Here is a 24,357-nt window from a genome sequence, read left to right on the forward strand (position 1 = left end):
GTATTACCTTCGGAGAAAGCGATGAAAGAACAAACAGCATTAAAGAAAGTCGCGGAAATGGCGAGATTGGCTGATAGCTATGTCAGTGCTTGGGGAGATGAGGCTAAAGTGTCTGAGGAGACGCTACGCCGCTTGCTCGCTTCGCTTGGCTACGATACTAGCAGTGATGAAAGACTACTGGCTTCTGCTGAAAAGAAACATAAAAAAGACGTACTAGCCCCTGTTCTTGTTTTACGCGACGGCGAACCAGTCGAAGTGGAACTAAACCTAGGTACGAGTGCTCGTGAGAGTGAATTCAGCTGGCGTTTAGAAACAGAACAAGGAGAGGTACTTGAAGGCTATCTTCAGTCCCAAATTGTTCGTGATGAGCGTGCTGAGGGTGGCCCTCTAGTGTTTGCATTGCCAAAGAACTTGGCTTGGGGTTATCACAAACTGATCATCAGTCGTAAGCGTCGTAAAACACCTTACGAGATGTCATTGATCATTACGCCGAAAGCGTGTTTCAAACAAGACGATCTAAACCAACACAAAAAGCTATGGGGTCCTAGTATCCAGCTTTACACACTGCGTACTCAGCATAACTGGGGCATCGGTGATTTTGGTGACCTAAAACAACTGGTGAGTGATATTGCCTCTCGTGGCGGTGACTTCATTGGCTTGAACCCGATTCACTCGCTGTTCCCTGCGAATCCAGAAGGGGCAAGCCCATACAGCCCGTCTTCTCGTCGCTGGCTGAACATCATGTACATCGACGTAAGCTCTGTACCTGAGTTCGCGCTTAGTGCAGAAGCACAACAGCGAGTGGGTAGCGCAGAGTTCCAACAACGTCTACAAAAAGCGCGAGACTCTCATTGGGTGAGTTACACCGAAGTTTCGCAACTAAAAATGAGCGTTCTTCCGCTGCTATTCAGTGAGTTTAAAGCTCGCCATTTAGACAAGAACACCGATCGCGCTCGTGCCTTCTTGGACTTTGTTGAAAAAGGCGGCGACAGCTTGCTACATCAAGCTGCATTCGATGCACTTCATGCTGATTTACATGCAGAAGATGCAAACATGTGGGGCTGGCCAGTATTCCCTGAGAAATACCGCACATTCGACGCAGCTGGTACTCAGAAGTACATTAAGGACAACCAAGATCGTGTTCACTTGTACATGTACCTGCAATGGATCGCAGACGATCAAATCAAAGAAGCGCAAGCGCTAGCCGAAGAAAAAGGCATGGCTGTGGGTTTGTACCGTGACCTTGCGGTTGGTGTTGCAGATTCAGGCAGCGAAACATGGGCTGACGAAGGCGCGCTAGTATTGGATGCAAGCATCGGTGCGCCACCAGATGTACTTGGTCCACTAGGCCAAAACTGGGGTCTGCCTCCGCTTAACCCTCAGGTTTTAGAAGCGACTGGCTACGACGCTTACATCAAATTGCTACGTGCTAACATGAAGCATTGTGGTGCATTGCGTATCGACCACGTACTTGGCCTGCTTCGCCTTTGGTGGATTCCAAAAGGCGAGAAAGCGACAGAAGGCGCATACCTGTACTACCCAGTTGAAGACATGCTAGCAATCCTAGCCTTGGAATCTCACCGTCATCAGTGTTCTGTGATTGGTGAAGACTTAGGTACTGTGCCAGATGAAATCGTTGATATCCTACGTGATGCAGGTGTGCACTCTTACAAAGTCTTCTTCTTCGAAACCTCAAAAGAGGACGGCGGTTTTATTTCTCCGAAGCACTACGCTGAGCAGTCTATGGCTGCGCTGTGTACGCACGATATGCCAACACTACGCGGTTTCTGGCACTGTGATGACTTGAAGATGGGGCGTGAGATTGGTCTGTACCCTGATGAACAGCAGTTGGAAGGCCTATTCGCTGACCGCTTGAAGTGCAAACAAGGTATTCTAGACAGCGTTCGCTGGCATGGCTATCTGCCAGAAGGCATTGGTCATGATGCTCAGTACGTGCCAATGGATTCATACCTAAGCGAAGCGCTGCAACTGCACGTAGCCGCGGGTGACTCTGCACTGCTTAGCGTTCAGCTTGAAGACTGGCTAGAAATGGATCAACCGGTCAACATTCCTGGTACGGTGGATGAGTATCCAAACTGGCGTCGTAAATTGTCGATGAACCTAGATGAAATCTTCAGCCGTGAAGATGTGAATCGTATTTCTAAACGCCTTACTGAAGTTCGCGCACAGGCGAGTAAGTAAGATGCCTAGAGTGACGTAGATGGACGAGCTGATTACCAATTTTGTTAGCTCAGAGGTACGAAAGTTCCGTCTAGGTCACTCATTCCTAAAACACAATCCGTTAGGATGAAGTACCGTTATTATGCCCGCGACAATAGCGGGCATTTTTGTATTTTGACGCCGTTTACGCAACGAACGTGAGAAGCGGAGTCTTTTTGTGAGTTCACAACGTTGGCTGTGGAGAAACCGATGTTTGATTCAGATCTCTGGTCTTGAAAAGGATGTTGGCTCTAGGGAGAAAGATTTGAAAACCACCAAAACCAAGAAAATAAAGAAACAACACGAACGCGCATACGAACTGCTTGCTGAGGCGGCTTACTCAGATCCATTTGCGGCGCTGGGTCCATTCATTGACGACGAAGCTTCGCTGAGAGTTTGGATGCCGGGCGCAAACAAGGTTGAACTGCTTGTTAATGGTGAACCTCGCGTGGCGCTTGAGCGTGATGGCGACAGCGGTTTCATCTTAAAAGAACAACGCGATTTACACCTGACCCACTACCGTTTAGCGGTCGATTGGAATGGTGTTGAACAAATTATTGATGACCCGTACCAGTACCACAATATCTACCAAGAGTACGAGCATCTGCATACGCCAAAAGACATGTATCACTACATGGGCGCGCACTTTGTCACGCTAGAGCGTGGCGGTGAAAACATCTCTGGTGTGCGTTTCCTTGTTTATGCACCACATGCATCTGCTGTTAGCCTTGTGGGTTGCTTCAACCAATGGGATGGCCGTCGTCATCCAATGCAACGCTTAGACTACGGTATCTGGGGCCTATTCATTCCTGGTTTGGAAGAGGGGGTACAATACAAATTTGAGCTCAAAGGGCCAAATGGGGAAGGGTTGCCACACAAACAAGACCCTTGGGGTTTCTACTCTGAGCAATACCCATCGTTCGCATCCATTACCTACGATCACAAGCGTTACCAATGGCAAGATGCGAAATGGCAAAACCGTGCAGTGACACAAAAGCGTGATGAAGCGTTATCGTTTTACGAGCTACATGCTGGATCATGGAAGCGCGACGAGAACGGTGATTTCCTGAACTACCGCGAACTCGCGGAGCAGTTGGTGCCATACCTTGTGGATATGGGCTACACCCACGTTGAGCTGATGCCTGTGTCTGAGCATCCATTCTATGGTTCATGGGGCTATCAACCTGTTGGCTTGTTTGCACCAACTAGCCGTTTTGGCTCACCTGATGATTTCAAATTCTTCGTGGATGCGTGTCACCAAGCTGGTATCGGTGTAGTGCTGGATTGGGTTCCTGCGCACTTCCCATCGGATGATCATGGTTTAGCGAACTTTGATGGTACGCCTCTGTTCCATGATCCAGATCCTCGTCGCGGTTGGCACCAAGATTGGAACTCCTACATTTACGATTTAGGCCGTGAACATGTACGTCGCTTCCTTGTCTCGAATGCGCTGTACTGGTTTGAACAATTCCATATTGATGGCATTCGTGTCGATGCTGTTGCGTCGATGCTCTATCTCGATTATTCACGTAGCCACGATCAGTGGGTCCCGAACGTTGATGGTGGCAACGAAAACTACGACGCAATCGCAACCTTAAAATGGATGAACGAAGAAGTGTACAAGCACTTCCCGAATGCGATGACGATTGCGGAAGAGTCAACGGCGTTTCCGGGTGTGTCTGCGCCAACCTTTATGGGTGGTTTAGGCTTTGGCTTCAAGTGGAATATGGGGTGGATGCACGACAGTCTTTCATACATCAAAGAAGATCCTGTTCACCGCAAATACCACCACAATACCATCACCTTCCCGCTGGTTTATGCGCACAGCGAAAACTACGTCTTGTCTCTCTCTCACGACGAGGTGGTGTACGGAAAAGGCTCTATCCATAACAAGATGCCGGGCGATGAATGGCAGCAAACCGCAAACCTACGTGCATACTACGGTTATATGTATGGTCAACCGGGCAAAAAGCTGAACTTCATGGGCGCGGAAATCGGCCAAACGGCGGAGTGGAACCACGATGATCAGTTGCAATGGTTCTTGCTGGAATACGAACGTCATCAAGGCGTTCAAAAGCTGATGCGCGATTTGAACCACTTGTACCGAAATGAAGCGGCGATGCACGATCAAGATTGTGTTCCTGCTGGTTTTGAGTGGCGTCTACAAGACGAGGCAGATGCAAGCATCCTAGCGCACGAGCGTATCAGTAAAGAGGGTGAGCGTATTCTCATCATCACCAACTTTACGCCCGTACCACACGAGCGTTTCCGTTTAGGTGTTCCAAATGCAGGTCAATACGAACTGCTGCTGAACACGGACGACAGCAAATACGGCGGAAGCGATTTTAAAGTGCTGACCAGTGTGAAAACGGAACAAGTCGAAAGTGAATCACTGCCTCAATCACTTGAGCTTCGTTTGCCTCCACTTTCAACCGTGTTCTACAAGCTGCACAAATAATTTAGTCTAATCAAATTCTAAGCCCGTTTTACATTGTAAATCGGGCTTTTTTTTAACCAAGTTTTCACTAACGATAAACAGACTGCATACTCTATACTTGCATCATATTGTTTTATGAAATCAGGCTAGGTCGGACTTTGAGAAAGATTAAATCCCTTCTGTTCAATATCTTATTGGTGCTTTTGCTTTTACCAGTGATGCTCGTTGGCATAGTGAAATACATCGATCCACCAATTTGGGGATGGAAGATCAGCCGCATAATTTCTCCTCCTGAAGGATTTCCTGAAGAGAGTCAAAATGAATGGGTGCCTTTGAGTTATATTTCTAAACACATTCAACTGGCCGTGATTGCGACAGAAGATCAAAAGTTCCCGACCCATTACGGAGTGGATTTTGATTCCTTGTTTAAAGTGATCTCAGAGTCTGGCGAGAACGGTCCCTCTCGCGGTGCGAGCACGATTACTCAGCAAACTGCAAAGAACGTGTTTCTGTTTCCTTCACACTCTTATGTGCGCAAAGCGTATGAGCTTTATTTTGCTCTGCTGATGGAAGCAATGTGGAGTAAAAAACGCATTCTTGAAGTGTATTTGAATGTGGTGGAGTTTGGTCCAGGTATTTATGGCGCGGAAGCCGCTGCGCAAAACTACTTTGGTATTCCTGCTAAACAACTTTCAACACGCCAAGCAGCAAGGCTTGCGGTGGTGCTGCCAAATCCGTATCGCATCAAAGTTTACCCTCAGACTTCTTACACCATCAGCCGCGTCAATTGGGCGATGAGACAAATGCGTAACCTTGGTAGCGTTCAGCTTTAAACTCCTTTTTACCCTGCTCATAAGTAGAACTACGCCCCCATAAAAGCAAAATGTGAAGCGTCACAAGCTTTAGGGCGTAGCTTTTCAGAATGATGTGCTCAGTTTTTCATCCATTTACTATTAGTGTGAATAAAACTACAACACGAATACTGCGCCTATGCGCAACCAATGGACTGAACGATGAAACTGAATCTGATTACGACGACCTTATTGCTTGCATCGGCAAGTGCCATCGCCGAGCCAAACATCACCATTTCTACCACGACCAACAGCCGTGACTTTCCTTTAAGTGCAGAGCAACCTTTGGTTGTGCCCTTAACCAAAGACGGATACACGCTCAAAATCACGGGTGTTGAAGGCGACTGTGTCGCGCCTGATGGTCAGAAGGTCAAATTCAACAAACCTATCGCGCTGAACTGCGGAAAACCAACAGAACTGCCGTTAAAAATCCGTTTTACTGGCGATTACTCTTTTGCTTTTGATGCGGAAGCCAAAACTCTACGCTTCAAGCGTGAACCTAAGAAAGCTGCCAAGACAGAATTCAAACGCCCAATCCCACAAGTGCAATGTGAGGTTTACCAAGGCGGCGAAGTCACCATCGCGCTGGGTGACAGTTTCCCCGATGGCACCAAGTTGCGTGATGCCTATTCTGGTCAAATGGTCGAAGTAAAAGATCAGCAAGTATCGCTGACACCAAGCAAAGATTCCGGCGGTTTGGTGCTACTAGAGCCAGTGAAGAAAACCAAAGAAGCAGTACCGTTTGATTACCGTAATGCCAACATTTACTTCGTGATGGTCGACCGTTTTAACAATGCCGATACCAGCAATGATAACAGCTATGGGCGCAAGAAAGACGGCAAAGAAGAGATTGGTACCTTCCACGGTGGTGACCTAAAAGGCGTGATCGAAAAGCTAGATTACATCAAGAGCCTAGGTACAGATGCAATTTGGCTGTCGCCAATCGTTGAGCAAGTGCATGGTTTTGTGGGCGGCGGCGATAGCGGCTCATTCCCATTTTACGCTTACCACGGTTACTGGACGCGTGATTTCACCAAGATTGATGAGAACTTCGGTAACGAAGATGACCTGAAAAAGCTGGTGGAAGAGGCACACAAACGTGGCCTTAAAGTATTGATGGACGCAGTAATCAACCACACCGGTTACTCAACGTTAGCCGATTTGCAATTTGATGGTATTGAGGTGTTAAAACCAAACGCTGAACTACCTAAGAAGTGGGGGGATTGGCAACCAAAAGCGGGTGAAAATTGGCATAGCTACCACCAGAATATTGATTACCAGAGTCCAAACTGGGCGAAATGGTGGGGCGGTGACTGGATAAGAACAGGTCTACCGGGATACCCAGCTCCGGGCAGCAGTGATATCACCATGTCATTGGCGGGTTTGCCTGACTTTATCACTGAATCAGACAAAGCCGTGAAGCCAGCTCAATGGCTATTGGATAACCCTGGCACTCGCGTTGAGGCGCGTGATAATTACACCGTCTCGGACTACCTAATTGAGTGGCAAACTGATTGGGTGAAACGCTTTGGTATTGATGGTTACCGTGTCGACACGGTGAAGCACGTTGAAGGCGATGTGTGGAAACGCTTGAAAGAAGAGGCATCAAGCAGCCTTGAGCAATGGCGTAAAGAGAACGGTAAGTCAGGTCAGCCATTCTGGATGATGGGTGAAGTATGGGGACATACCGCTTATCGCAGCCCTTACTTTGACGATGGCTTTGACGCGTTGATTAACTTCGACATGCAGAAGAAGTTAGACAAAGGCGCGGCGTGTTTCAGCCAAATGGCAGACACTTACCAAAGTTACGCAGATACTATCGCCAATGAGAAAGACTTTAACCCTGTGAGCTACATGTCTTCTCACGATACCGAGCTGTTCTTCTCTCGCTTCAAAGATTACGGTATGCAGCGTAACGCCGCGAATGCACTGCTTCTGAGTCCTGGTGCTGTTCAGGTTTATTATGGTGATGAAATTGGTCGTAACATTGGTCCTTACGCGGATGATTTCCACCAAGGCACACGTTCTGACATGGTGTGGAAGCTATCGGATGAGAAGCAAGCGCTACTCAAACACTGGCAAACCCTTGGTCAGTTCCGTAAAGCGCACCCAGCGATTGGTGCAGGTCAACATCAAGTGATTGAACAAGAAGGTGCGTATGTGTTCTCTCGCTCGCTTGGCAATGACAAAGTCGTTGTGGCGTTTGTGGGTCGCGAAAAGTAGTTAGAACTTCGTTTTAAGCCTAGATAGAAAAAGCCCTTCCTTGAGTTATCAGGGAAGGGCTTTGTTGTTTTAGTTCGCCAGTTCTTGGTCGATGACTTGTTCTAGCTCGTCAAACGGCACATAGCCAGGAATGACTTGATCATTAATGATTAACGCAGGCGTGCCGCGTAAACCAAGTTGCGTGAAATACTGATAGTTTTTATCAAGCAACGCCTTGGTCTCTTTGTCGTCGACAAGCTGCGCTTCTGTCCCCGTTTTTTTCGCGATTTGATTTAAGGAACGTGCGTCATGTGCGCCCGGTTTTTTCACCAATAACTCATGCACTTGTTCGTACTTATCTCGCTGGTTTTGCCAAACATTTAATGCGTAACTTGCCGAGTTGTAGCCGTTTTTCTCGTATTGTTCTTTAAAAGAGACATTGAGGTTAAGCACTTTTACCTGCGGATATTCCTTACCAACTTTGACCAGCTCTCCTTCTAAACGTTTACAAAAAGGGCAGCTGTAGTCTGTTACGTTAATAATGGTTAACTCAGGGTTTTCAGCACCAAAAGAGGAATGTTTGCCATCACTTAGATATTGACGAACCTCCTTCAAGGTGTCGCCAAATGACTGTTGATACGCAATGTACTCTTGAAGGTTTTGGTGCAATGAATCAAGAATTTGAGGGTTATCTTTTAGTATCTGATTAACTTCCTCTAGCTTTTGTTCTGCGGTCTTTTCTGATGCGAAAGATACGGCAGATACGATAGCCATCGTTAACGCCAAAAGTGTACGAGTGAATGTCATAATATTTCCTAAAACTTTTAAATTTCGTTGTTTGTTATGTGAAGTGAATAAAATATGTACAAAAGTCAGGCAGAAAGGTCTCTCGCCTTGCTGGCTTTATTCTCTAAACACGCAAAGTTTTAGGTGAACCCGATACTTTTCCGGTATCGGTTCTGTGTATTCCAGATAACGAATTGCTGTGGTTGTCATCGGCAGCGCCACAATCAAAGCAAACAGAAAAAATGGAATAAGAATATGATCAAACTGATGTTGGTACGCTTGAACCAGCTTTTCTGAAAGGTCGCAAGATGGCGATAAATTCACACTCTCATCTTGCTGACTCTGTATTTGGTGAGCCTTCGGGCAGCTTTTCGAGAAACCAGAATTTTGGCTTAAGCATATCATCACCACCCAAAGCACGAGGGCGAGTGTCCATTTGGCTATTTTATATTGTGAGCGTAACAATGGGTCGTATAGTCCTGTTAATTCTGGTTTATGCCGTTTACATATGACCGGGCCATCCTAACCTAAATTTCGTGGCTGAATGTTACTTTCGAGTTAATCGATATTGCCTCAATGCCAAAGTATGAAGTACGTCATGAATGTTGTAGAAAGCAATATTCGTCAGAATCATTTGTTGAGTTGATGAAGAAGTCGTGAGCTATCGATATAGATTAAAATACCTAATTGTTGGCACAAATTTTTATTATCTTTCAATTGTGATTGGAATCATAAAACAAAACTTCATAACTGAGTCGCGATAATGTTCGGCAGGCGGATTGATTTTGATCATCTCTCTAGCACATTATTCAGGTGAACATATGTGTTAAGTTCCACATGTGTAGGTAATGTTATGAAAATTCCTGTTCAAACTGAGCGTAAAGTTACACTGGGGTGCTACGTTGCTCTGGCGTTTGCGGTTGTGTTCTTTTCTGGCCTGATGCAATCTAGCGAATGGTACGGTGTATTCGATTTTACAACGCTCAATGGCTCTTTCGGCAAGGTGGCGTATGGTGTCACCGAAACGGCTGACGGTGTGCAAGTTGCAACAACGTCGCTTCGCGGTACTGGTGGTAGCGGTGCTCGCGACGGTTTCATTTTCGCACTTACTTTGATTCCAACTGTTATGTTCGCCTTAGGTATGATCAACGTACTTGAGCACTACGGTGCACTTGAAGCAGCTCGTAAGCTTCTTACTCCTCTTCTACGTCCTCTAATGGGCATCCCTGGTAACTCTGGTCTGGCTTTAATTGCTTCTCTACAAAGTACCGATGCAGGTGCGGCAATGACGCGTCAGCTAAAAGATGAAGGTCACCTAACTAAGCGTGAAACGGACGTATTTACCATGTTCCAGTTCACTGCAGGTGCAACCATCGTGAACTTCTTCTCATCGGGTGCTGTGCTGTTCACACTGACGATGGCTGACGGCTCTCTAGCAGTAACGTCTTCTATTGGTTTAGCAGTTGTGGTGATGTTCGCATTTAAGATCATCGGCGCGAACCTGTTCCGTATCTACCTGAACATGACGGAAGGTAAAGAAGACAAGCAAGACCAAAACAAATCAGAGAACTTAAAAGAGGAGACGGCATAATGGGTGACGTTAAAGCGAAAAAACCAATGGTGACGGATATCTTCGTCGAAGGTGCTAAGAAAGGTTGGGTGATTGCGACTACCTCTACGGTGCCTAACGTATTGATGGCATTTGTTATCATCAAGGCGCTACAAATCACTGGCGCGCTGGATCTGATGGGCACGGTGTTCTCTCCAATCATGGCGGTGTTTGGTCTTCCGGGTGAAGCTGCAGCGGTATTGATCGGTGCTTGGATGTCGATGGGTGGCGCAGTGGGTGTGGTTATCACGCTGTTTGACCAAGGTCTCCTTAACGGCACGCACATTGCGATTCTTGCACCTGCTATCTACCTAATGGGCTCTCAAGTTCAGTACATGGGTCGTATCATGGGGCCAATCGGTACTGAAGGTCGTTACATCCCAGTTATGATTGCAATCTCAGTATTGAACGCATTTGGCGCAATGCTGGTGATGAATCTGTTTGTCTAGGAGTGAGTCATGCAATTCTCTCTAAATGAATATCTAGAAGAGCTACGTCCGCTGATTAATGTGGATTGTGGCACTTACACGACTGATGGTATCGAGTTTATCGCTTCTCAATTTGAAGAGAAGTACCAAGCGATGTCAGGTTGGAGCGTAAAACGCATCGACTGTGGCAGAGCGGGCATCGGTCTTGAAGTTCGAAACAAGCCGGAAGCTGAGCAAATCGACGTAATGCTGATTGGTCACATGGATACCGTGTTCCCTGTGGGTACTGCTGAGCTTCGTCCAATGTCTCAAGATGCAGAGAAAGCCTACGGTCCGGGCGTCTCGGACATGAAATCTGGCTTGCTGAACATCGTATACGCGATGCGCAATCTAGACCAAGCGGTGTTGGATAAGTTGTCTATCGCTATCTGCATGAACCCAGATGAAGAGACGGGCTCTCTGGACTCTGTGGATTGGATTCAATCAGTTGCGAAAAACGCTAAGAATGTGCTGGTTGCAGAAGCAGCACGTGCAGACGGTGGTTTAGTGAAAGCGCGCAAAGGCATGGCTCGCTACAAAATGACCTTTAATGGCGTTGCTGCTCACGCAGGTAACGAGCCAGAAAACGGCCGCAGCGCAATCACTGAGATGGCGAATTGGATTCTGGCTGTCAATGCAATGACCAACTTTGAATCTGGTACTACGCTGAACGTCGGCATTGTTTCTGGCAGCAACGGTGCGAACATCGTCCCTGAGCACGCGGAAGCGATCGTGGATGTGCGTTTCTGGAGCAACGAAGAATACGATGATGTCGATAGCAAGCTAAATGGCATGCTGGAAACACCATTCGTTGATGGCGTGAGAATTGAGTTGGTTCGTGAAGCTTATAAGCCTTCTATGGTGCCAAGCCCACAAACAGAAAGCCTGATGATGCTAGTTGAAGAAGCCGCAAGTGAACTGGCGATCGACATCAACTGGAAAGAAGTAGGTGGTGGCTCTGATGCAAACAACACGGCGATTCTTGGTGTTCCAACTTTGGATGGTCTAGGACCTATCGGTGCGGGCTTCCACAGCGATCAAGAGTACTTGTTGCTTGAGTCTATTGAACCAAGTATCAAAATGTTGATACGTGTACTGGAGAAGATTGTTCAATAAGGCATTCTGCTTCTAAAGCTTGGTTCCCAAAGCTTTTGGCTTCAACCTTTTGGTTTCCAAGACTTTTTTTCAATGCAATAATCCCCGGACTTCAGTTTGGGATTTTTCTATCTGTGTTTCACTTTACTATCATTTCTTGTTATTAATCTTGCGTTCAGGTTCGATTAATTAATATGTTGGACATAGTCATAAATTTCGGAGGCAACGATGACCACAACAATGTCTGTAAAATCGGCGCCGAAAGACGCCAAAGATCAAACGATGCAAGCGCCAGATGAGAAAACCTTTTGGCGTAAAATGAAAGGGTCGGTTAAGAAAGCGGGTGAAGAAATTGCCGTAATGGGCATAAAATCATGGCTCGCGATGGCAGATTCCAACACCTCTGTTCGCCACAAGGCTATTTTAGGTGGCGCGCTGGCTTACTTCGTCCTACCAACAGATATGGTGCCAGACGTACTAGCTGGCGTCGGTTTTACCGATGATATGGCGGCACTGACTCTGGCGGCGAACTCGGTCGGCAATGCCATCACCGACGAGCATGAAGAACAAGCGAGAGAAAAGCTGAATTCGATGGTGGATTAGAAAGAGCATTTCTAGACGCGGAGAAAACAAAAGCCCCGATGTTTCCATCGGGGTTTTCTTTTAGACAGGACTATATAATTTCAGGATGGTAATCGTAGAACGATTTAGGCGTCAGCGCGTTTCAGGTGCACTTCTTCTTCGGCTACGCCTGCCATTGGGTCGTTGAAGCGAGCTTCATCCAATGCACCTTCTGATTTCGCAACGATGACGGTTACAGCACTGTCACCAGTGATATTTACCGCGGTACGAATCATATCAAGAAGACGGTCAACACCCATGATGAGCGCGATACCTTCAAGCGGCAGACCAACTTGGTTCAATACCATAGCAAGCATGACAAGACCCACACCAGGAACACCTGCGGTACCGATAGACGCCAGAGTTGCCGTCATGATAACCATTAGGTAATCGCCCATAGTTAAATCAATATTGAAAGCTTGAGCAATAAACGCAGTTGCTACGCCCTGCATGATCGCCGTACCGTCCATGTTCACGGTTGCACCAAGTGGTACTGTGAACGATGATACACGGTTCTCAACACCCATGCGGTGCTTTGCTGTTTCCATTGTCACTGGAATCGTCGCGTTCGATGATGCTGTAGAAAAAGCAAACATGATCGCGTCTTCCATCTTACGTAGGAATGTAATTGGGTTTAGACCTGTGAAACCTTTTAACATTAAGCTGTAAGTGACTAGGCCGTGCAGGACAAGCGTCCCCGCCAGTACTAAGAAGTACTCTGCCAGATTGACGATTGCGCCCAGACCAAGACCAGTAAATAGCTTCGCCATTAAGAAGAACACACCATAAGGCGCCAAGTTCATCAAAATCGCAACCAGTTTCATGATCACTTCATTCAGATCAGCGAAGAACGCTGCAATACGTTCACCAGGTTTGCCTGCTGCGCTGATCGCGATACCAAATAGTACCGCGAACACAATAACTTGCAGGGTTTTACCTTCAGCCATCGCACTGATAGGGTTGGTTGGGAACATATCGATGATCACCTGACCCAAAGATGGTGCTTCTGCTGATTTGAATGAACTTGCTGCGGTTAGGTCAGCGCCAGCACCTGGCTGGAACAGAGTACCCATAGTTAGAGCAAGCGTAATCGCGATAGCCGTTGTTGTAACGTAGAAAGCGAGGGTTTTACCACCCATGCGACCCAGTGTAGAAAGGTCTTTGAGAGAGCTAGTACCACAAACTAACGAAACAAATACTAGCGGTACAACAAGCATTTTTAAGCTGGCAACGAAGATCTGTCCACCAACTTCGAATAATCCATTAACAATGTATGCGTCGACAAATCCGTTGTCGGCAAAAAGTGTGCGAATTGCAAATCCTGTCAAGATACCCGCAACCATACCTAAAATTACGCGGCTGGTAAGCGACATCGGTTTCTTGGTATTCATGAGAACACTCCTTATAGTTATGCACCTTGAGTTCACTTCAAAGCGGCGAGCAGATTAGCAGCGGAGTGAGAAAATACGAAAGAATAATCCTCTAAATGGTTAATAGATGTGAACTTTATCACTAATAAAAATGGAATTTTAACCAAATATTAACGAATTGGCTGGATAAAAAGTTTGTATTTTAACACTTTTATCGAATATACAACTGATAACAAAGAGGATTTACAATAAATTCTAATAAGAGATAGAGTGCATACTCTCTTTGAGTGGATGCATTTCTGCATAACTATTTAAGTTGTATTCAGACTAGCGGTCGCTTCTTTAGGGATAATTTAGTATTGAGTGTTCATCAGAGCCAACGAACCCTTTATGCTTTCATATTTGTCAACTCAATGATGGTTGGCAAGTGTAGTTAGTTGGAGGTGATCCCAGCTCCAATAACTTTGACTGGTATTTTTAATCCCTCCAACCCAATAGCATTGTTTCGCTCGTATTAAGCCTTCCAAACACTGCTTGCCAGCCTCAGTGATACGGACGCTTTGTTCCCACCAGTGCCTTTCACGTGACTCAATCGTGATCAAAGGTGTTTGACACTGTGCTAGAGGGAGGAGTAACGCGTAAAACATCACGTCTCCTAGGTAAGGAAGAGGTTCTAGTTGTTGATATTGCTCAAACCAATCTTTGATGGGAATTGAACGATTTTGCGAGCTCAAAACCTTTAGTGCGAGGTGTTGTGTCAAGCTCAATCCAGTTTGTGAATTAGGTAACTCTTGCAAATGGCGTTTAAGCACGTTGAATATATTGGGCAAGCAATCCAGGTTATGCTGCTGAATCAAATTAACTATGGAAATAGGTGTCGGTGATGTAATAGCGTGCCAACACCGTTTAGCCTGACTGAATAATTTTGCTGTCACAGGTTTACGGTATCGCCAACAAGAACGAATAGCTTCTTCAGGCAACTGCCCAAAGCCGATGAATCGTTCAGTGCCCGGGAACTGGTTCAACTCAATGATCTCTATCACTTTATTCTCTACATTCTCTAACTGTGTTAGAGCACGAATTAGCATCAATTGATCATAACTGTCATGTTCGACCCAAAAGACGATTCGTTCAAATACATCACTTTGCAACAGATCGAGGTTTGATTGTTCCAATGTGACTATATCTTGAACCGAGTCTTCACGCTTCATCACGGGCAGCAGAGTCTCTACGACATATTGGGCACGAATGGCAAGGAAGTTCTGCGGTGTTGCTGGTATGGGGCCAATACAAAGCGGATCGATCAGGGCTAAAAATGTCCCTTCAAATCCGCTGGCTTTAAGTTGTTGTTGAATGTCGTGGCCACAACGAACGTGTAGCGTTTTTACTTTTGCATCTAGGGGCGGTTTTTGTTCTTTGATGGCTAGTTTGTGCGCTTCTAGCTCTTCGACATGAGCTTTTAGTTTACTCCAACTGGATAAGCCCAGTTCTCTTGCGAGTGCATGTTGAACGTCAGCCAATTGAATTGTATTGGGAGCCAAAGATTCTGGTTTGGAGTGAAATCGCTTAACTAACTCCAACGTGGCGTCATCGTATAGGCGGATAGCTTTGAGCCTTTTTTTAGCAATGGATTTTTGCTGATTGATATTGATCGAGAAGCTATTTGTAGAGTTCATATTTCACCTTTCTTATTTCTTCCACACTCGCCTAAATAGAAGCTAAAAAGAAGGTAAAAACAGATTGTGCCTGCTAAACCAAGCAGGTGAGGATATTGCCGTGAACCGAGTTCTTTCCGCGAGTGTTGGGTGCTTTAGGCATGAGCAGAGTGATAGTAGGTGGTCGCTATCCTTCGTGCAACCTTTTGTGAGAGTGTAGCGTCACAAAATGGCCGTTTCTCTATGTTTAGGGAGAATCAATAGGCGATAACACTAGCGATTCAACTCAATACCACTGTTGCTAGACTCGAGTTTCTACACTTTTGAGTAAAATACGATAAAGCGCTTGAGTCGCAGGACCACTTTTGGCTCCTTTGGGCAAAGTGAGGTGCAGCGCAACTTGATATTGATGGGAGTGTTCGAGCTCCAATACTTTAATTTTATCGCTCTTTCGGGCTGAGACTAAGTGCGCTGGTAGCCGACAAAACCCAACGCCTTGCTCTACGGCGTGAAAAGCGTGGTCGAAGTTATCGACGGTAATACGCTGACGTGCGCGTAACCAACCCACATCTCTTTTCGTTTTGTCTGAATCACCTAAGTCACGGATGACAATTTGGCTGGTGGTTGCAAAATCGTCGATGGAAACATGCGGCTTTTTAGCGAGTGGATGGTGTGCTGCGATTACAGGCAGCATGGTTGTTACGCCAAATGCTTCGGCAGGGTAGTTGGTTATCGGTAAGTTGATGATTGCGATGTCAGCGAGCTCATTTACGACCATTTCGGTTGTTTTGCTCAGTGACGTTTCAACCACTTGAACGGAGGTCGTGTTGTTGTCCTCCAAAAATTGACTGAGTGGTGCATAAAGCCAACAAGGGTCACAAAGATGATCTACTGCGACCGTGATTTGAGATTCCACCCCACTTTTTAACTGCTCGCTGATGACTTCTAGTTCCCGCGCTTGTTCAAGCATGGATTGTGCACGACGCAGTATGGTTTTGCCGTGCTCTGTCAAACCCGCTTTGCGCCCTCGTACTTCGATAAGTTGAATACCAAGTTGGTCTTCTAACTTCCTCACCGAGTAGATCAATGTAGTATGGCTCTTGTTGAGCAGTAAAGCTGCGGATTGAATGCTGCCTTCTTGATTAATCGCTTGTAGCGTTTGCCATTGTTCTAAGGTCGTTTTTAGTCTCATGAGTCAATTTTTTAGACAGTTAATGGCGAAATTATGAACTTTTCTGTCAGTTTTATAAAGGTAATAATCTTGTCATCGAAAACGAGTCAATAAGAAGAGGAGACTCAAGATGGCGAAATTATTGCAAGTTGATTTTGAATTTCATGGTCCGTTTGGTGACGAGATGTCGAATGCTCTGGTCGACTTAGCTAAGTCGATTAACCAAGAGCCGGGCATGATTTGGAAAATCTGGACGGAAAGCGAAAAAGACAAACTCGGTGGTGGTATCTATCTTTTTGAAGATGAAGCCACGGCGCAAGCTTATCTCGAAATGCATGCCGCACGCTTACGAAAAATGGGCGTAGTCGAAGTACGAGGTCAAATTTTCGATATCAATGTGCCGTTAACGACGCTCAATCAAGGGCCTATTAGAGGATAAGGAGATGATGACCAACCGCACTTTTCTAACCGTTCATGGTGTCGTATATACGGTATTCGCTTTTGCGTTGTTTTTTGTACCAACCATAATGTGGCCGATGTATGGAGTACAAATTAACGACCAGTACGCGCTGTTTTTATCGCAGCATACTTCGATCTTTTTAGGTGGAATCGCAGCGGTGAGTTTGATGTTACGTAATGTGGAATCAGGGCATACTGCGAAACAGCTGTTTAAAGCATTATTGATTACTAATGGCTTAGGGGCAGTGATTACTACCTATGCCGGCATTGTCGGAGTATTTGTCGGTTTTGGTTGGAGTGACCCAATATTCTTTGTCTTGCTTAGTTTGATTACGTACAAGCAACTAAGAGTGCAATAGAAAAAGCCCTGCTGTTTCTAGCAGGGCTTTGTCATATTTGGTTTAATTAGCGATCTAAATTCAAGTTATGATTCGCTTTTGTACGCGTAGTTATAGTAGCCGTATCCATAGCCGTATGAGTTAGATGCTTTTTTCTCAACTGCATTGAGAATCACACCTTTAACTTCAACGCCTGATTGCTCGAAGCGACCTTGCGCGACTTCAATCTCCTTCAAAGTCGTTTGATCAAAACGAGCGACCATCAGAGTTGTTCCTGCAAGCGCGCCAACAATGCTTGGGTCGGTAACTGCGAGTACAGGCGGCGTATCGATGATGACTAGATCGTATTGTGCAGACATCTCGTCAACAAAGCTCTTGAAGCGAGGGTGCATAAGAAGTTCTGACGGATTTGGTGGTACTTGGCCGCGAGTCACAACATCTAAATTATCAATGGATGTAGATTTAATGATGTTGCTAAGGGATGTCTTACCGCTCAAGTAATCAGAAAGACCGTTGTCCCAGCGTAGACCGAAGCATTGCTGCAAATAACCTTTACGCATATCCGCATCAATAAGCAGCACTTTCTGACCGGTTTTCGCAGCGACGGCCGCAAAGTTGGTCGATACAAATGTTTTGCCGATAGATGGTGCAGGACCTGAAATCATAAGAACGTTATTCTTCGCTTCCATCATTGCAAAGTGCAAGCTAGTGCGAAGACTACGTAGAGCCTCAATGGAAAGATCGGCTGGGTTAGCTTCCGCTAGAAGGACTAGCTCATTGTTGCTGCCTTTGTTGCGCTTAAGCTTGTTTGCAAATTCCAGTTGTTGAATCGATTTTGGAACGCTTGCGTAAACTGGCATGCCAATCTGTTCAATTTGATCTGGTGTTTCCACACCACGGTGGAATGCTGCACGAATTAATACGAAAGCCACGCCTGCCATACCGCCAAGCAGTGTTGCTAGCACAACGATAAGCGCTTTTTTCGGCTTGATTGGCTTAGAGAAAGATTGAGCGTTATCTAAGATTCGAACGTTGCCAACTGTTCCGGCTTTAATAATGTTGAGCTCTTGAACCTTGTTCAATAGTTGGATGTAGATTTGTTGGTTTACTTCTACATCGCGTGTCATACGTAGAACTTCACGCTGTGTTTTCGGTAACTTTTGAACTTGTTTATTAAGACGTTCTTTCTCTTTTAGTAGTGTTTCACGTTTATCAAGTAGCGACTTATAAGCTGGGTGATCCTGTGTGAAGCGTTGGCTGATCTCACTTTCTTTGAATGTAAGCTCATTTAGCTGTGCTTCTAACTCAACCATTACTTTCAGCGTTGACTGAGCTTCAAGGCCTAAGTCGATAGATTCATTTTCTTGACGGAACCGATTTAAAACGTCTTCAGAAGCGGTCAGTTTTGTTTTGATGTCTGGGAGGTGACCTTTCAAGAACTCGAGGCTTTGCTCTGCCTCTGCAGAATTTCTTTGAACGTTTTGTAAGAAGTAGTTTTGGCTAATGTCGTTCAAGATATCTTGAATCTTAGCGCGGTCTTCACCAGAGAAGCTTAAAGATATAATCCCGGTTTGCTTACCACGTTCGCTAATCGATAAGTTTTCTTGAAGTTTATTAATTGCATCTAATTTACTGATTTTGCTGACCGTGAATGAGTCACCAGTTTGAGCCACAAGTTCAGTCGCCAAAAACTGGTATCCATTCTTCTCAAGCAGTTCACCAACTTTACCTTCTAGAATGACGTTATTGTCATCTTCTAAGAGCCTGAACGTCTGTTTTTCAGAATCAATAACTTCAAGAGTTAAAGGAACGCCAACTGCGTAAGAAGGAGCATTAAATCGTGAAACGCTCAGACTGATTTGCTCACCTTGTAGTCGAGCTAGGCCTTTACCAATAATTGGCATGTAGTTTGGAGAAACGACAGTCGTTAAGTTGAACTTATCAACAGTACCGCCCAAGATCATACGAGATTTGATGATCTCTATTTCTGTTGTCGCTGATGATTCTGCTGAAAACAGCTCTCCCATATCACCAACCATCGCTGAAATACCACCTGAACTCTTACTTTCGATTTGGATAAGAGCGTCAGCTTTATAGATAGGTGTTGATAGAATGGCAACGCCGACGCCTATAATCGAAAATAGGACTACGGTACATAGAATGAGCCATTTGGCATCGAGAATGATCCCAAATAACTTTCCCAAATCGATCTCATCGTCGGCTTGACGTGATTGCTTAATAGTTTGTGTTGTCATTACTTTAACTTCTTAAATACCTTGCCATTGGCGTTTATTTAGCCTTGCGGCTTATAGTTTTTGAGACCACGCTTTTGCTGCTTTTTCTATAAGCGTATATGCATGTTCGAAAGCTTCTCTACTTTGTCTGTATGGATCAGGGATGTTTTGTTCATTTATCCACTGTCCAAACAGCATCGTTTTACCTCGTGCCTCAGGAGCGATTTTGGTTAAGGCTTCTAAATGACCTTTTTCCATAACCAATATCAGATCGTATTGAGCGCAAAGCTCAGGTGTTAATTGTCGTGCTTCGTGTCCATCTAAGCTTACGCCATGTTCGTTCGCGATAGTGGTTGCCATCTCGTCAGCAGCTTTTCCCGTTAGATGGCTCTTATCTACTGCGATTCCTGCTGATGCGACATGTTTGTTTGGTAGTAAAGACTGCAAAAGCCGCTCTCCTGTTGGAGAGCGGCAAATATTACCGACACAGACGACAAGAATATTAGAAAACAAATGCTTACCCTACTTTAAGTTGTATGCTTATGATCTCAACTGAATTGCTGGCTTCTTTATATTGCGCAATTGAGCTGAGTAGCTATCGATTACGTGCCGCAAGAGATAATTTTCTTGCGGCACGTTGTTTTACGGCCAAGTGCGTACTCGTAGTACACCTTCGGTTAGTTCATTAAAGCCGGAAATGGTTGGAACGAGCTGAGCAATCACACGATTCCAACGACTAACAGGTGCAGCCGTCACATAGACTATGTCGTAAGGGTTGAGATCAAACTCAGTACCAATCACCAAAGCAGAAGCGTCAGAAACATCTAGCTGATAAATGTCCGCCATTTTAGCTTCTTCTTTTGAACGTCTGATGACAAACACACCGGTAGCATCTGCGGAGATTTCACTGATACCACCAACGCTGCTAAGAGCCTCAGTAAGGCTCATGCCGCTACGATCAATTTTGAGTAATTTCGGATCGTTAACCTCGCCCATAACAAATACTTTTTGCGCATCGTTTCGAGGAATATGAACAATATCGCCAGGCTTTAGAAGGCGGTTTTGAGTTAAATCGCCTTGTTGCATCAGAGCATACAAAGAGACGTTTTCAACAACGCCATTGCGTGTCAGTGTCGCATTACGCCAATCAGCCTCGGCAGCCAGTCCGCCAGCTCTATTCACAGCATCTAGAAGTGTAAGGGGGATGTTTGTAATTGGTTGTTGTCCTGGCTTGTTAACTTCGCCAGTTACATAAGTCTTTTTAGAGCGAAATGCCGCAACGCTTACATCGACCTGTGGGCTCTCAATGTATTTTGCAAGGCGGCTTGCAATGTCTGCACGAATCTGACGTACGTTTTTGCCTTCAACATGTACGACACCTATGTAAGGGTAGAAGATCGTGCCATCCGAATGCACCCAGTTACCCGCTTCGGCTGAGCTTCGGTATGAGCCCGCTGGGATCGTTAGCTCTGGGTGATCCCAAATAGTGATATTTAGGATATCGCCAGGTCCTACTTCGTATTCATATTTTGCGATTTCAATATCTAACTCTGGGTTTGGTTTTGAAAAAGGGCCCACTGAATTTAAAGACGTTACGCGCTCCAAAGTTAAGGGATAAACGGTAACCTGAGACTCTATATCACTCGATTCAGTGCTCATGACTGTTTTGTCACTGACCGAAAGGTGGCTACCAGGCAAAGTACACCCTGTAAGAAGGATAGGAAGTACTGATATCCCCAAAAATTTATTAAATGTGTTCATTGGTTTATAACTACCGAAAGAAAGTTTGCCGACTGAAATTGATTCATTCTAATTGAACTGCATTTCATCAATATTGATGATTTACTGCAGTTTTAAGCCTTTAGAAAGCGAGTCCATTCAGAATTATTTGTGTAATAAACACTCCAAATGGCTGCTAGCGACTTAGAGCTCTTAGTTTCATTAATGAAGGTGTGAAAATCCGACCCACAAAAAATAGTCAACTATTATCCATCTGGTTGCAATAAAGGCAACAAGTTACTTGAAAAAATACTGACGAATACATGACAAAATTGTGTCTATTTAACGTTATTGAGATGAATGCATGATTTTGCACAAGCAAACAGGCAAGAATGTGAAAAAACTCATGCCAAAGTTGTATGCATCCTATTTACACTATATGCAACTGCCGTTATGCTTCCTGTTGCGGTCGGATATAACAACAAATATTGGAGCTAATTTTGAAAATCAAACTTTTAACGGCAAGTGTGGCAGCAGTCCTACTAGCAGGTTGTGGTAGTGACAGCGACCCTGAGGTAAAAAGATACTCAGTTCAGGCTTATGACCCAGCTGTTATCGGCATGAAAGTTCAAGCAGTATGTGGTGGTGAGACATACGACGCGATTGAAAATACAACAAACTATGAAGGTATGGTTGGTAAAGCGCGTTTTGAAAATATCAACGTTGTAAATGCGCCAGGTGATTGTGCTTTCGTATTAACGCACACAGAAGATAGTAAAGACGCGTCAAATGGCAAACCTATTACATCTGACTACAAAATCCCTCAAGGCCTAGCCCAGGCGGATTCATTGGTAACAGGCTCTCCATTTACGACTTTGGTTGCTAACTCTTTAAAAGATGGTGAAGTATACTCTTCTGATATCGCTGAAAAAGTATTCGAGAATTTGGGTATCGATATCAATGCAAGTGGTAAAACAGTTGACGAAATCCTTCGTGATACAGAATCTGTAGTAGCAGGACTTGGCAGTGAGGGTGGTAACAGCGCACTTGCTACTCAGCTAGTTGCAACAGCAAACGTTGTATCAGATATCATCAAAGCGAACCCAACAGCTTCGCCTGAAGCTGTAGCTGTTGCTGCAAAAGCAATCACAGAAGATGTAATCGCGGCGAACCCAAATTATCCTGAGAATGATTCAGGTGACGTTATCTACGTAACGATTCCAGCTGAAGATACTCAGAAAGTTGTTGCTGATGTACAAGAGGCTATCGATAACGACATTCCATTAGAAGATATCGAACCTGACGTACCACAAATTCCAGATGCGGAAGTCGGTGAGCCAATTGAACCTGAAGATCCACCGGGTCCAGGCACTGGCGCGACAGGCGGTAACTAAGCAAGCTTTTGCTGACAGATTCTAAAGGCCTCTTCAGAGGCCTTTTTTGATCCTATCGTATTGTGGTCATCACCTTTTAGTGAGCCCTTTTCTGTTTAAGTAAGGCAGGATGTGCGGACGTGATTCGCCAGCCAGTTTACTGGTGACTTCTTGTGACCAAGTACTCTGTTTTTGATTGCTCGAACGGTTTGCATAGTAGTTTTGCATAGTTTGGTCATACGTCTGAATATCATCCAAGTTTAGGTCTTGATACTGATTTTCATGCACCACGACATGCTTAGGTAGGCGAGGTTTTACTTCAGGGGCTTGATCTGGATGACCAAGACACATACCAAATAAAATGGCGGTATTTTTAGGTAAACCTAATAATTCGTCTACTTTTTGGGCATTGTTTCGTAAACCACCAATATACACACCTCCTAGTCCCATCGACTCCGCCGCAAGCAAGCAATTTTGTGCCATGATGCCCGAGTCTACAGCGCCTATTAGCGTTAACTCGGTAAAGTCAGCTTGAACATCTGGGTTGATACTGGCATGGCGCTGGTAATCAATACAAAACACCAAAAACTCAGCCGCGCTTTCAACGTACCCTTGATTTCCGGCATATTGAGCTAATAGCGTGCGTTTTTCTTTGTCGGTCACGCGGATAATTGAAACGACTTGCAACATGCTTGATGAGGATGCCGCAAGGCCGGCTTGAAGAATGGCATCTAATTGTTCACTCTCAATCGGTTGTGAGGTGAATTTTCGAATTGAGCGGTGATTGAGAATTGTTTGAATCGTGCTGTTCATGGTGACTTAACATCCCCTGTTACGTTAAAGGCTGAAGACTCACCTTAGCGACATTTGATGAGTCGGTAAACTATCTCAAAAGAAAAACAATGCTTGGTGCATAAGTGTGAAGACGAATCGAGAATACACCACTCGTTCTGTTTGAGAGCGTATATACTGTTTTTAGAATCAATAATTTAAATGCAGTGGAAAATATGAAAGAACTCATTGTTCATACAGTTACGGTGTTTATGGGCTTCTTTGCCATCATGAACCCTATCGCCAATATTCCCATCTTTTTGAGTTTAACTGCTGATGAAGATAAAGAAACCATCCGTTCCATTGCGTTCCGCTCGGTTTTTATTGCATTTATTATCATCGCGATATTTTCTATTGCCGGTAAGTTAATTTTTGATTTGTTTGGTATCACGCTTTATGCATTGCGAATAACAGGCGGCATTTTGGTGTTTTTGATAGGTTTTAACATGCTTCAAGGTGATTCGACGCATCAGAAAACCAAAGAGAAGGCGTATTCACCAGCTCAGCAACGGGCGGCATTGAGTATTGCAGTGTCTCCACTGGCGATGCCAATATTAGCTGGGCCTGGAACGATTGCTACCGCGATGAACTTTGCGACAGCGGGTGGTTTCGATCAAACCATTATTACTATCGTTTCTTTCGCTGTCCTTTGTGTGATCACCTATGTACTGTTTTTGTTTGGAGACAAATTGGTCAAAGCGGTTGGACCAAGTGCTCTAAATGTTGTGACTAAAATGATGGGCTTAATTCTAGCGGTTATTGGTACTCAAATGTTCATTGATGGCGCGGGCGAAGCCTATAAAACGGTTTTCTCCTAGATTTCTCTTAGACCTTGCCACCTTGGTTAAGCCCGCAATTACATTTCTAACGGGTACGGATTTTTTGAACTTTAGTTTTCATTTTCTAAGAGAGAAATAAA

General features: G+C 45.1%; 21 protein-coding genes. 12 read left to right on the forward strand and 9 right to left on the reverse strand.

All coding sequences use genetic code 11. The annotated features are described in order from the left end of the window. Positions 1 to 21 precede the first annotated feature (21 nt). The 4 genes from malQ to R7Z50_RS07905 all read left to right on the forward strand — a co-directional run bounded on the left by malQ (position 22) and on the right by R7Z50_RS07905 (position 7,731). Complete coding sequence (gene malQ, locus R7Z50_RS07890) at positions 22 to 2,202, forward strand: 4-alpha-glucanotransferase (protein ID WP_225455605.1); 2,181 nt, start codon at positions 22 to 24, stop codon at positions 2,200 to 2,202. Positions 2,203 to 2,485: 283 nt separating this feature from the next. Further along, on the forward strand, positions 2,486 to 4,678 hold the full coding sequence (gene glgB / locus R7Z50_RS07895) for a 1,4-alpha-glucan branching protein GlgB (protein WP_224721283.1): 2,193 nt from the start codon (positions 2,486 to 2,488) through the stop codon (positions 4,676 to 4,678). 137 nt (positions 4,679 to 4,815) lie between these two features. Beyond that, on the forward strand, positions 4,816 to 5,490 hold the full coding sequence (mtgA, locus tag R7Z50_RS07900; RefSeq protein ID WP_258614441.1) for a monofunctional biosynthetic peptidoglycan transglycosylase: 675 nt from the start codon (positions 4,816 to 4,818) through the stop codon (positions 5,488 to 5,490). A gap of 180 nt (positions 5,491 to 5,670) precedes the next feature. After that, positions 5,671 to 7,731 (forward strand): alpha-amylase, encoded by a 2,061-nt coding sequence (locus R7Z50_RS07905; protein WP_258614438.1) that lies wholly within the window; start codon positions 5,671 to 5,673, stop codon positions 7,729 to 7,731. Between the two features lie 69 nt (positions 7,732 to 7,800). On the opposite strand, the gene R7Z50_RS07910 is transcribed toward R7Z50_RS07905, so the two are convergent. Next, positions 7,801 to 8,517, reverse strand: a complete 717-nt coding sequence (locus R7Z50_RS07910; protein ID WP_053349997.1) for a DsbA family protein — start codon at positions 8,515 to 8,517, stop codon at positions 7,801 to 7,803. Positions 8,518 to 8,613: 96 nt separating this feature from the next. Further along, positions 8,614 to 8,901, reverse strand: coding sequence for a hypothetical protein (locus tag R7Z50_RS07915; RefSeq protein ID WP_049872671.1), 288 nt, complete (start codon positions 8,899 to 8,901; stop codon positions 8,614 to 8,616). A 448-nt stretch (positions 8,902 to 9,349) separates the two neighbouring features. On the opposite strand from R7Z50_RS07915, the gene R7Z50_RS07920 reads away from it, so the two are divergent. The 4 genes from R7Z50_RS07920 (at position 9,350) to R7Z50_RS07935 (ending at position 12,270) form a co-directional block, all read left to right on the forward strand. Beyond that, entirely contained in the window at positions 9,350 to 10,087 is a 738-nt protein-coding gene (locus R7Z50_RS07920) for a nucleoside recognition domain-containing protein (RefSeq protein ID WP_005374846.1), read from the forward strand. Continuing rightward, entirely contained in the window at positions 10,087 to 10,554 is a 468-nt protein-coding gene (locus tag R7Z50_RS07925) for a YjiG family protein (RefSeq protein WP_158173260.1), read from the forward strand. Before R7Z50_RS07920 ends, R7Z50_RS07925 begins: the two co-directional genes overlap by 1 nt. 9 nt (positions 10,555 to 10,563) lie before the next feature. Beyond that, positions 10,564 to 11,688: a M20 family metallopeptidase gene (locus R7Z50_RS07930; protein ID WP_132936255.1), complete on the forward strand. Its 1,125-nt coding sequence runs from the start codon at positions 10,564 to 10,566 to the stop codon at positions 11,686 to 11,688. A gap of 207 nt (positions 11,689 to 11,895) precedes the next feature. Further along, positions 11,896 to 12,270, forward strand: coding sequence for a YkvA family protein (locus tag R7Z50_RS07935; RefSeq protein ID WP_047102406.1), 375 nt, complete (start codon positions 11,896 to 11,898; stop codon positions 12,268 to 12,270). A gap of 104 nt (positions 12,271 to 12,374) precedes the next feature. On the opposite strand, the gene R7Z50_RS07940 is transcribed toward R7Z50_RS07935, so the two are convergent. The 3 genes from R7Z50_RS07940 to R7Z50_RS07950 all read right to left on the reverse strand — a co-directional run bounded on the left by R7Z50_RS07940 (position 12,375) and on the right by R7Z50_RS07950 (position 16,505). Continuing rightward, positions 12,375 to 13,679, reverse strand: a complete 1,305-nt coding sequence (locus R7Z50_RS07940; RefSeq protein ID WP_017634452.1) for a dicarboxylate/amino acid:cation symporter — start codon at positions 13,677 to 13,679, stop codon at positions 12,375 to 12,377. A gap of 389 nt (positions 13,680 to 14,068) precedes the next feature. Further along, positions 14,069 to 15,334 carry a DUF1835 domain-containing protein gene (locus R7Z50_RS07945; RefSeq protein WP_005374868.1) on the reverse strand — a complete coding sequence of 422 codons (1,266 nt, stop codon included), beginning with the start codon at positions 15,332 to 15,334 and terminating at the stop codon, positions 14,069 to 14,071. A 280-nt stretch (positions 15,335 to 15,614) separates the two neighbouring features. Then, the gene (locus tag R7Z50_RS07950; RefSeq protein ID WP_033906667.1) at positions 15,615 to 16,505 is read right to left on the reverse strand and encodes a LysR family transcriptional regulator; all 891 of its coding nucleotides are present in this window, start codon (positions 16,503 to 16,505) and stop codon (positions 15,615 to 15,617) included. 109 nt (positions 16,506 to 16,614) lie between these two features. Here R7Z50_RS07950 and R7Z50_RS07955 point away from each other — a divergent pair, with 109 nt between their 5' ends. Both R7Z50_RS07955 and R7Z50_RS07960 read left to right on the forward strand, forming a co-directional pair. After that, positions 16,615 to 16,923: a monooxygenase gene (locus R7Z50_RS07955; protein ID WP_005374871.1), complete on the forward strand. Its 309-nt coding sequence runs from the start codon at positions 16,615 to 16,617 to the stop codon at positions 16,921 to 16,923. 7 nt (positions 16,924 to 16,930) lie between these two features. After that, a complete protein-coding gene (locus R7Z50_RS07960) occupies positions 16,931 to 17,302 on the forward strand; it encodes a hypothetical protein (protein WP_258614468.1) in 372 nt (123 codons plus the stop codon). A 65-nt stretch (positions 17,303 to 17,367) separates the two neighbouring features. Here the strand turns inward: R7Z50_RS07960 and R7Z50_RS07965 are convergent, their stop codons facing one another. The 3 genes from R7Z50_RS07965 to R7Z50_RS07975 form a co-directional block, all read right to left on the reverse strand. After that, entirely contained in the window at positions 17,368 to 19,536 is a 2,169-nt protein-coding gene (locus R7Z50_RS07965; protein WP_005374875.1) for a polysaccharide biosynthesis tyrosine autokinase, read from the reverse strand. A gap of 51 nt (positions 19,537 to 19,587) precedes the next feature. Beyond that, complete coding sequence (locus tag R7Z50_RS07970) at positions 19,588 to 20,028, reverse strand: phosphotyrosine protein phosphatase (RefSeq protein WP_017820138.1); 441 nt, start codon at positions 20,026 to 20,028, stop codon at positions 19,588 to 19,590. Between the two features lie 129 nt (positions 20,029 to 20,157). Continuing rightward, the gene (locus R7Z50_RS07975; protein ID WP_031778875.1) at positions 20,158 to 21,276 is read right to left on the reverse strand and encodes a polysaccharide export protein; all 1,119 of its coding nucleotides are present in this window, start codon (positions 21,274 to 21,276) and stop codon (positions 20,158 to 20,160) included. Positions 21,277 to 21,734: 458 nt separating this feature from the next. On the opposite strand from R7Z50_RS07975, the gene R7Z50_RS07980 reads away from it, so the two are divergent. Further along, positions 21,735 to 22,628 (forward strand): hypothetical protein, encoded by an 894-nt coding sequence (locus R7Z50_RS07980; RefSeq protein ID WP_031780904.1) that lies wholly within the window; start codon positions 21,735 to 21,737, stop codon positions 22,626 to 22,628. Positions 22,629 to 22,697: 69 nt separating this feature from the next. Here R7Z50_RS07980 and nfsA read toward each other — a convergent pair whose 3' ends face one another. After that, positions 22,698 to 23,420: an oxygen-insensitive NADPH nitroreductase gene (gene nfsA / locus R7Z50_RS07985; protein WP_005384597.1), complete on the reverse strand. Its 723-nt coding sequence runs from the start codon at positions 23,418 to 23,420 to the stop codon at positions 22,698 to 22,700. Positions 23,421 to 23,614: 194 nt separating this feature from the next. On the opposite strand from nfsA, the gene R7Z50_RS07990 reads away from it, so the two are divergent. After that, positions 23,615 to 24,256, forward strand: coding sequence for a MarC family protein (locus tag R7Z50_RS07990; RefSeq protein WP_213871287.1), 642 nt, complete (start codon positions 23,615 to 23,617; stop codon positions 24,254 to 24,256). The last annotated feature ends 101 nt before the right edge of the window (positions 24,257 to 24,357 follow it).

Source organism: Vibrio sp. 1249-1 (assembly GCF_033340495.1).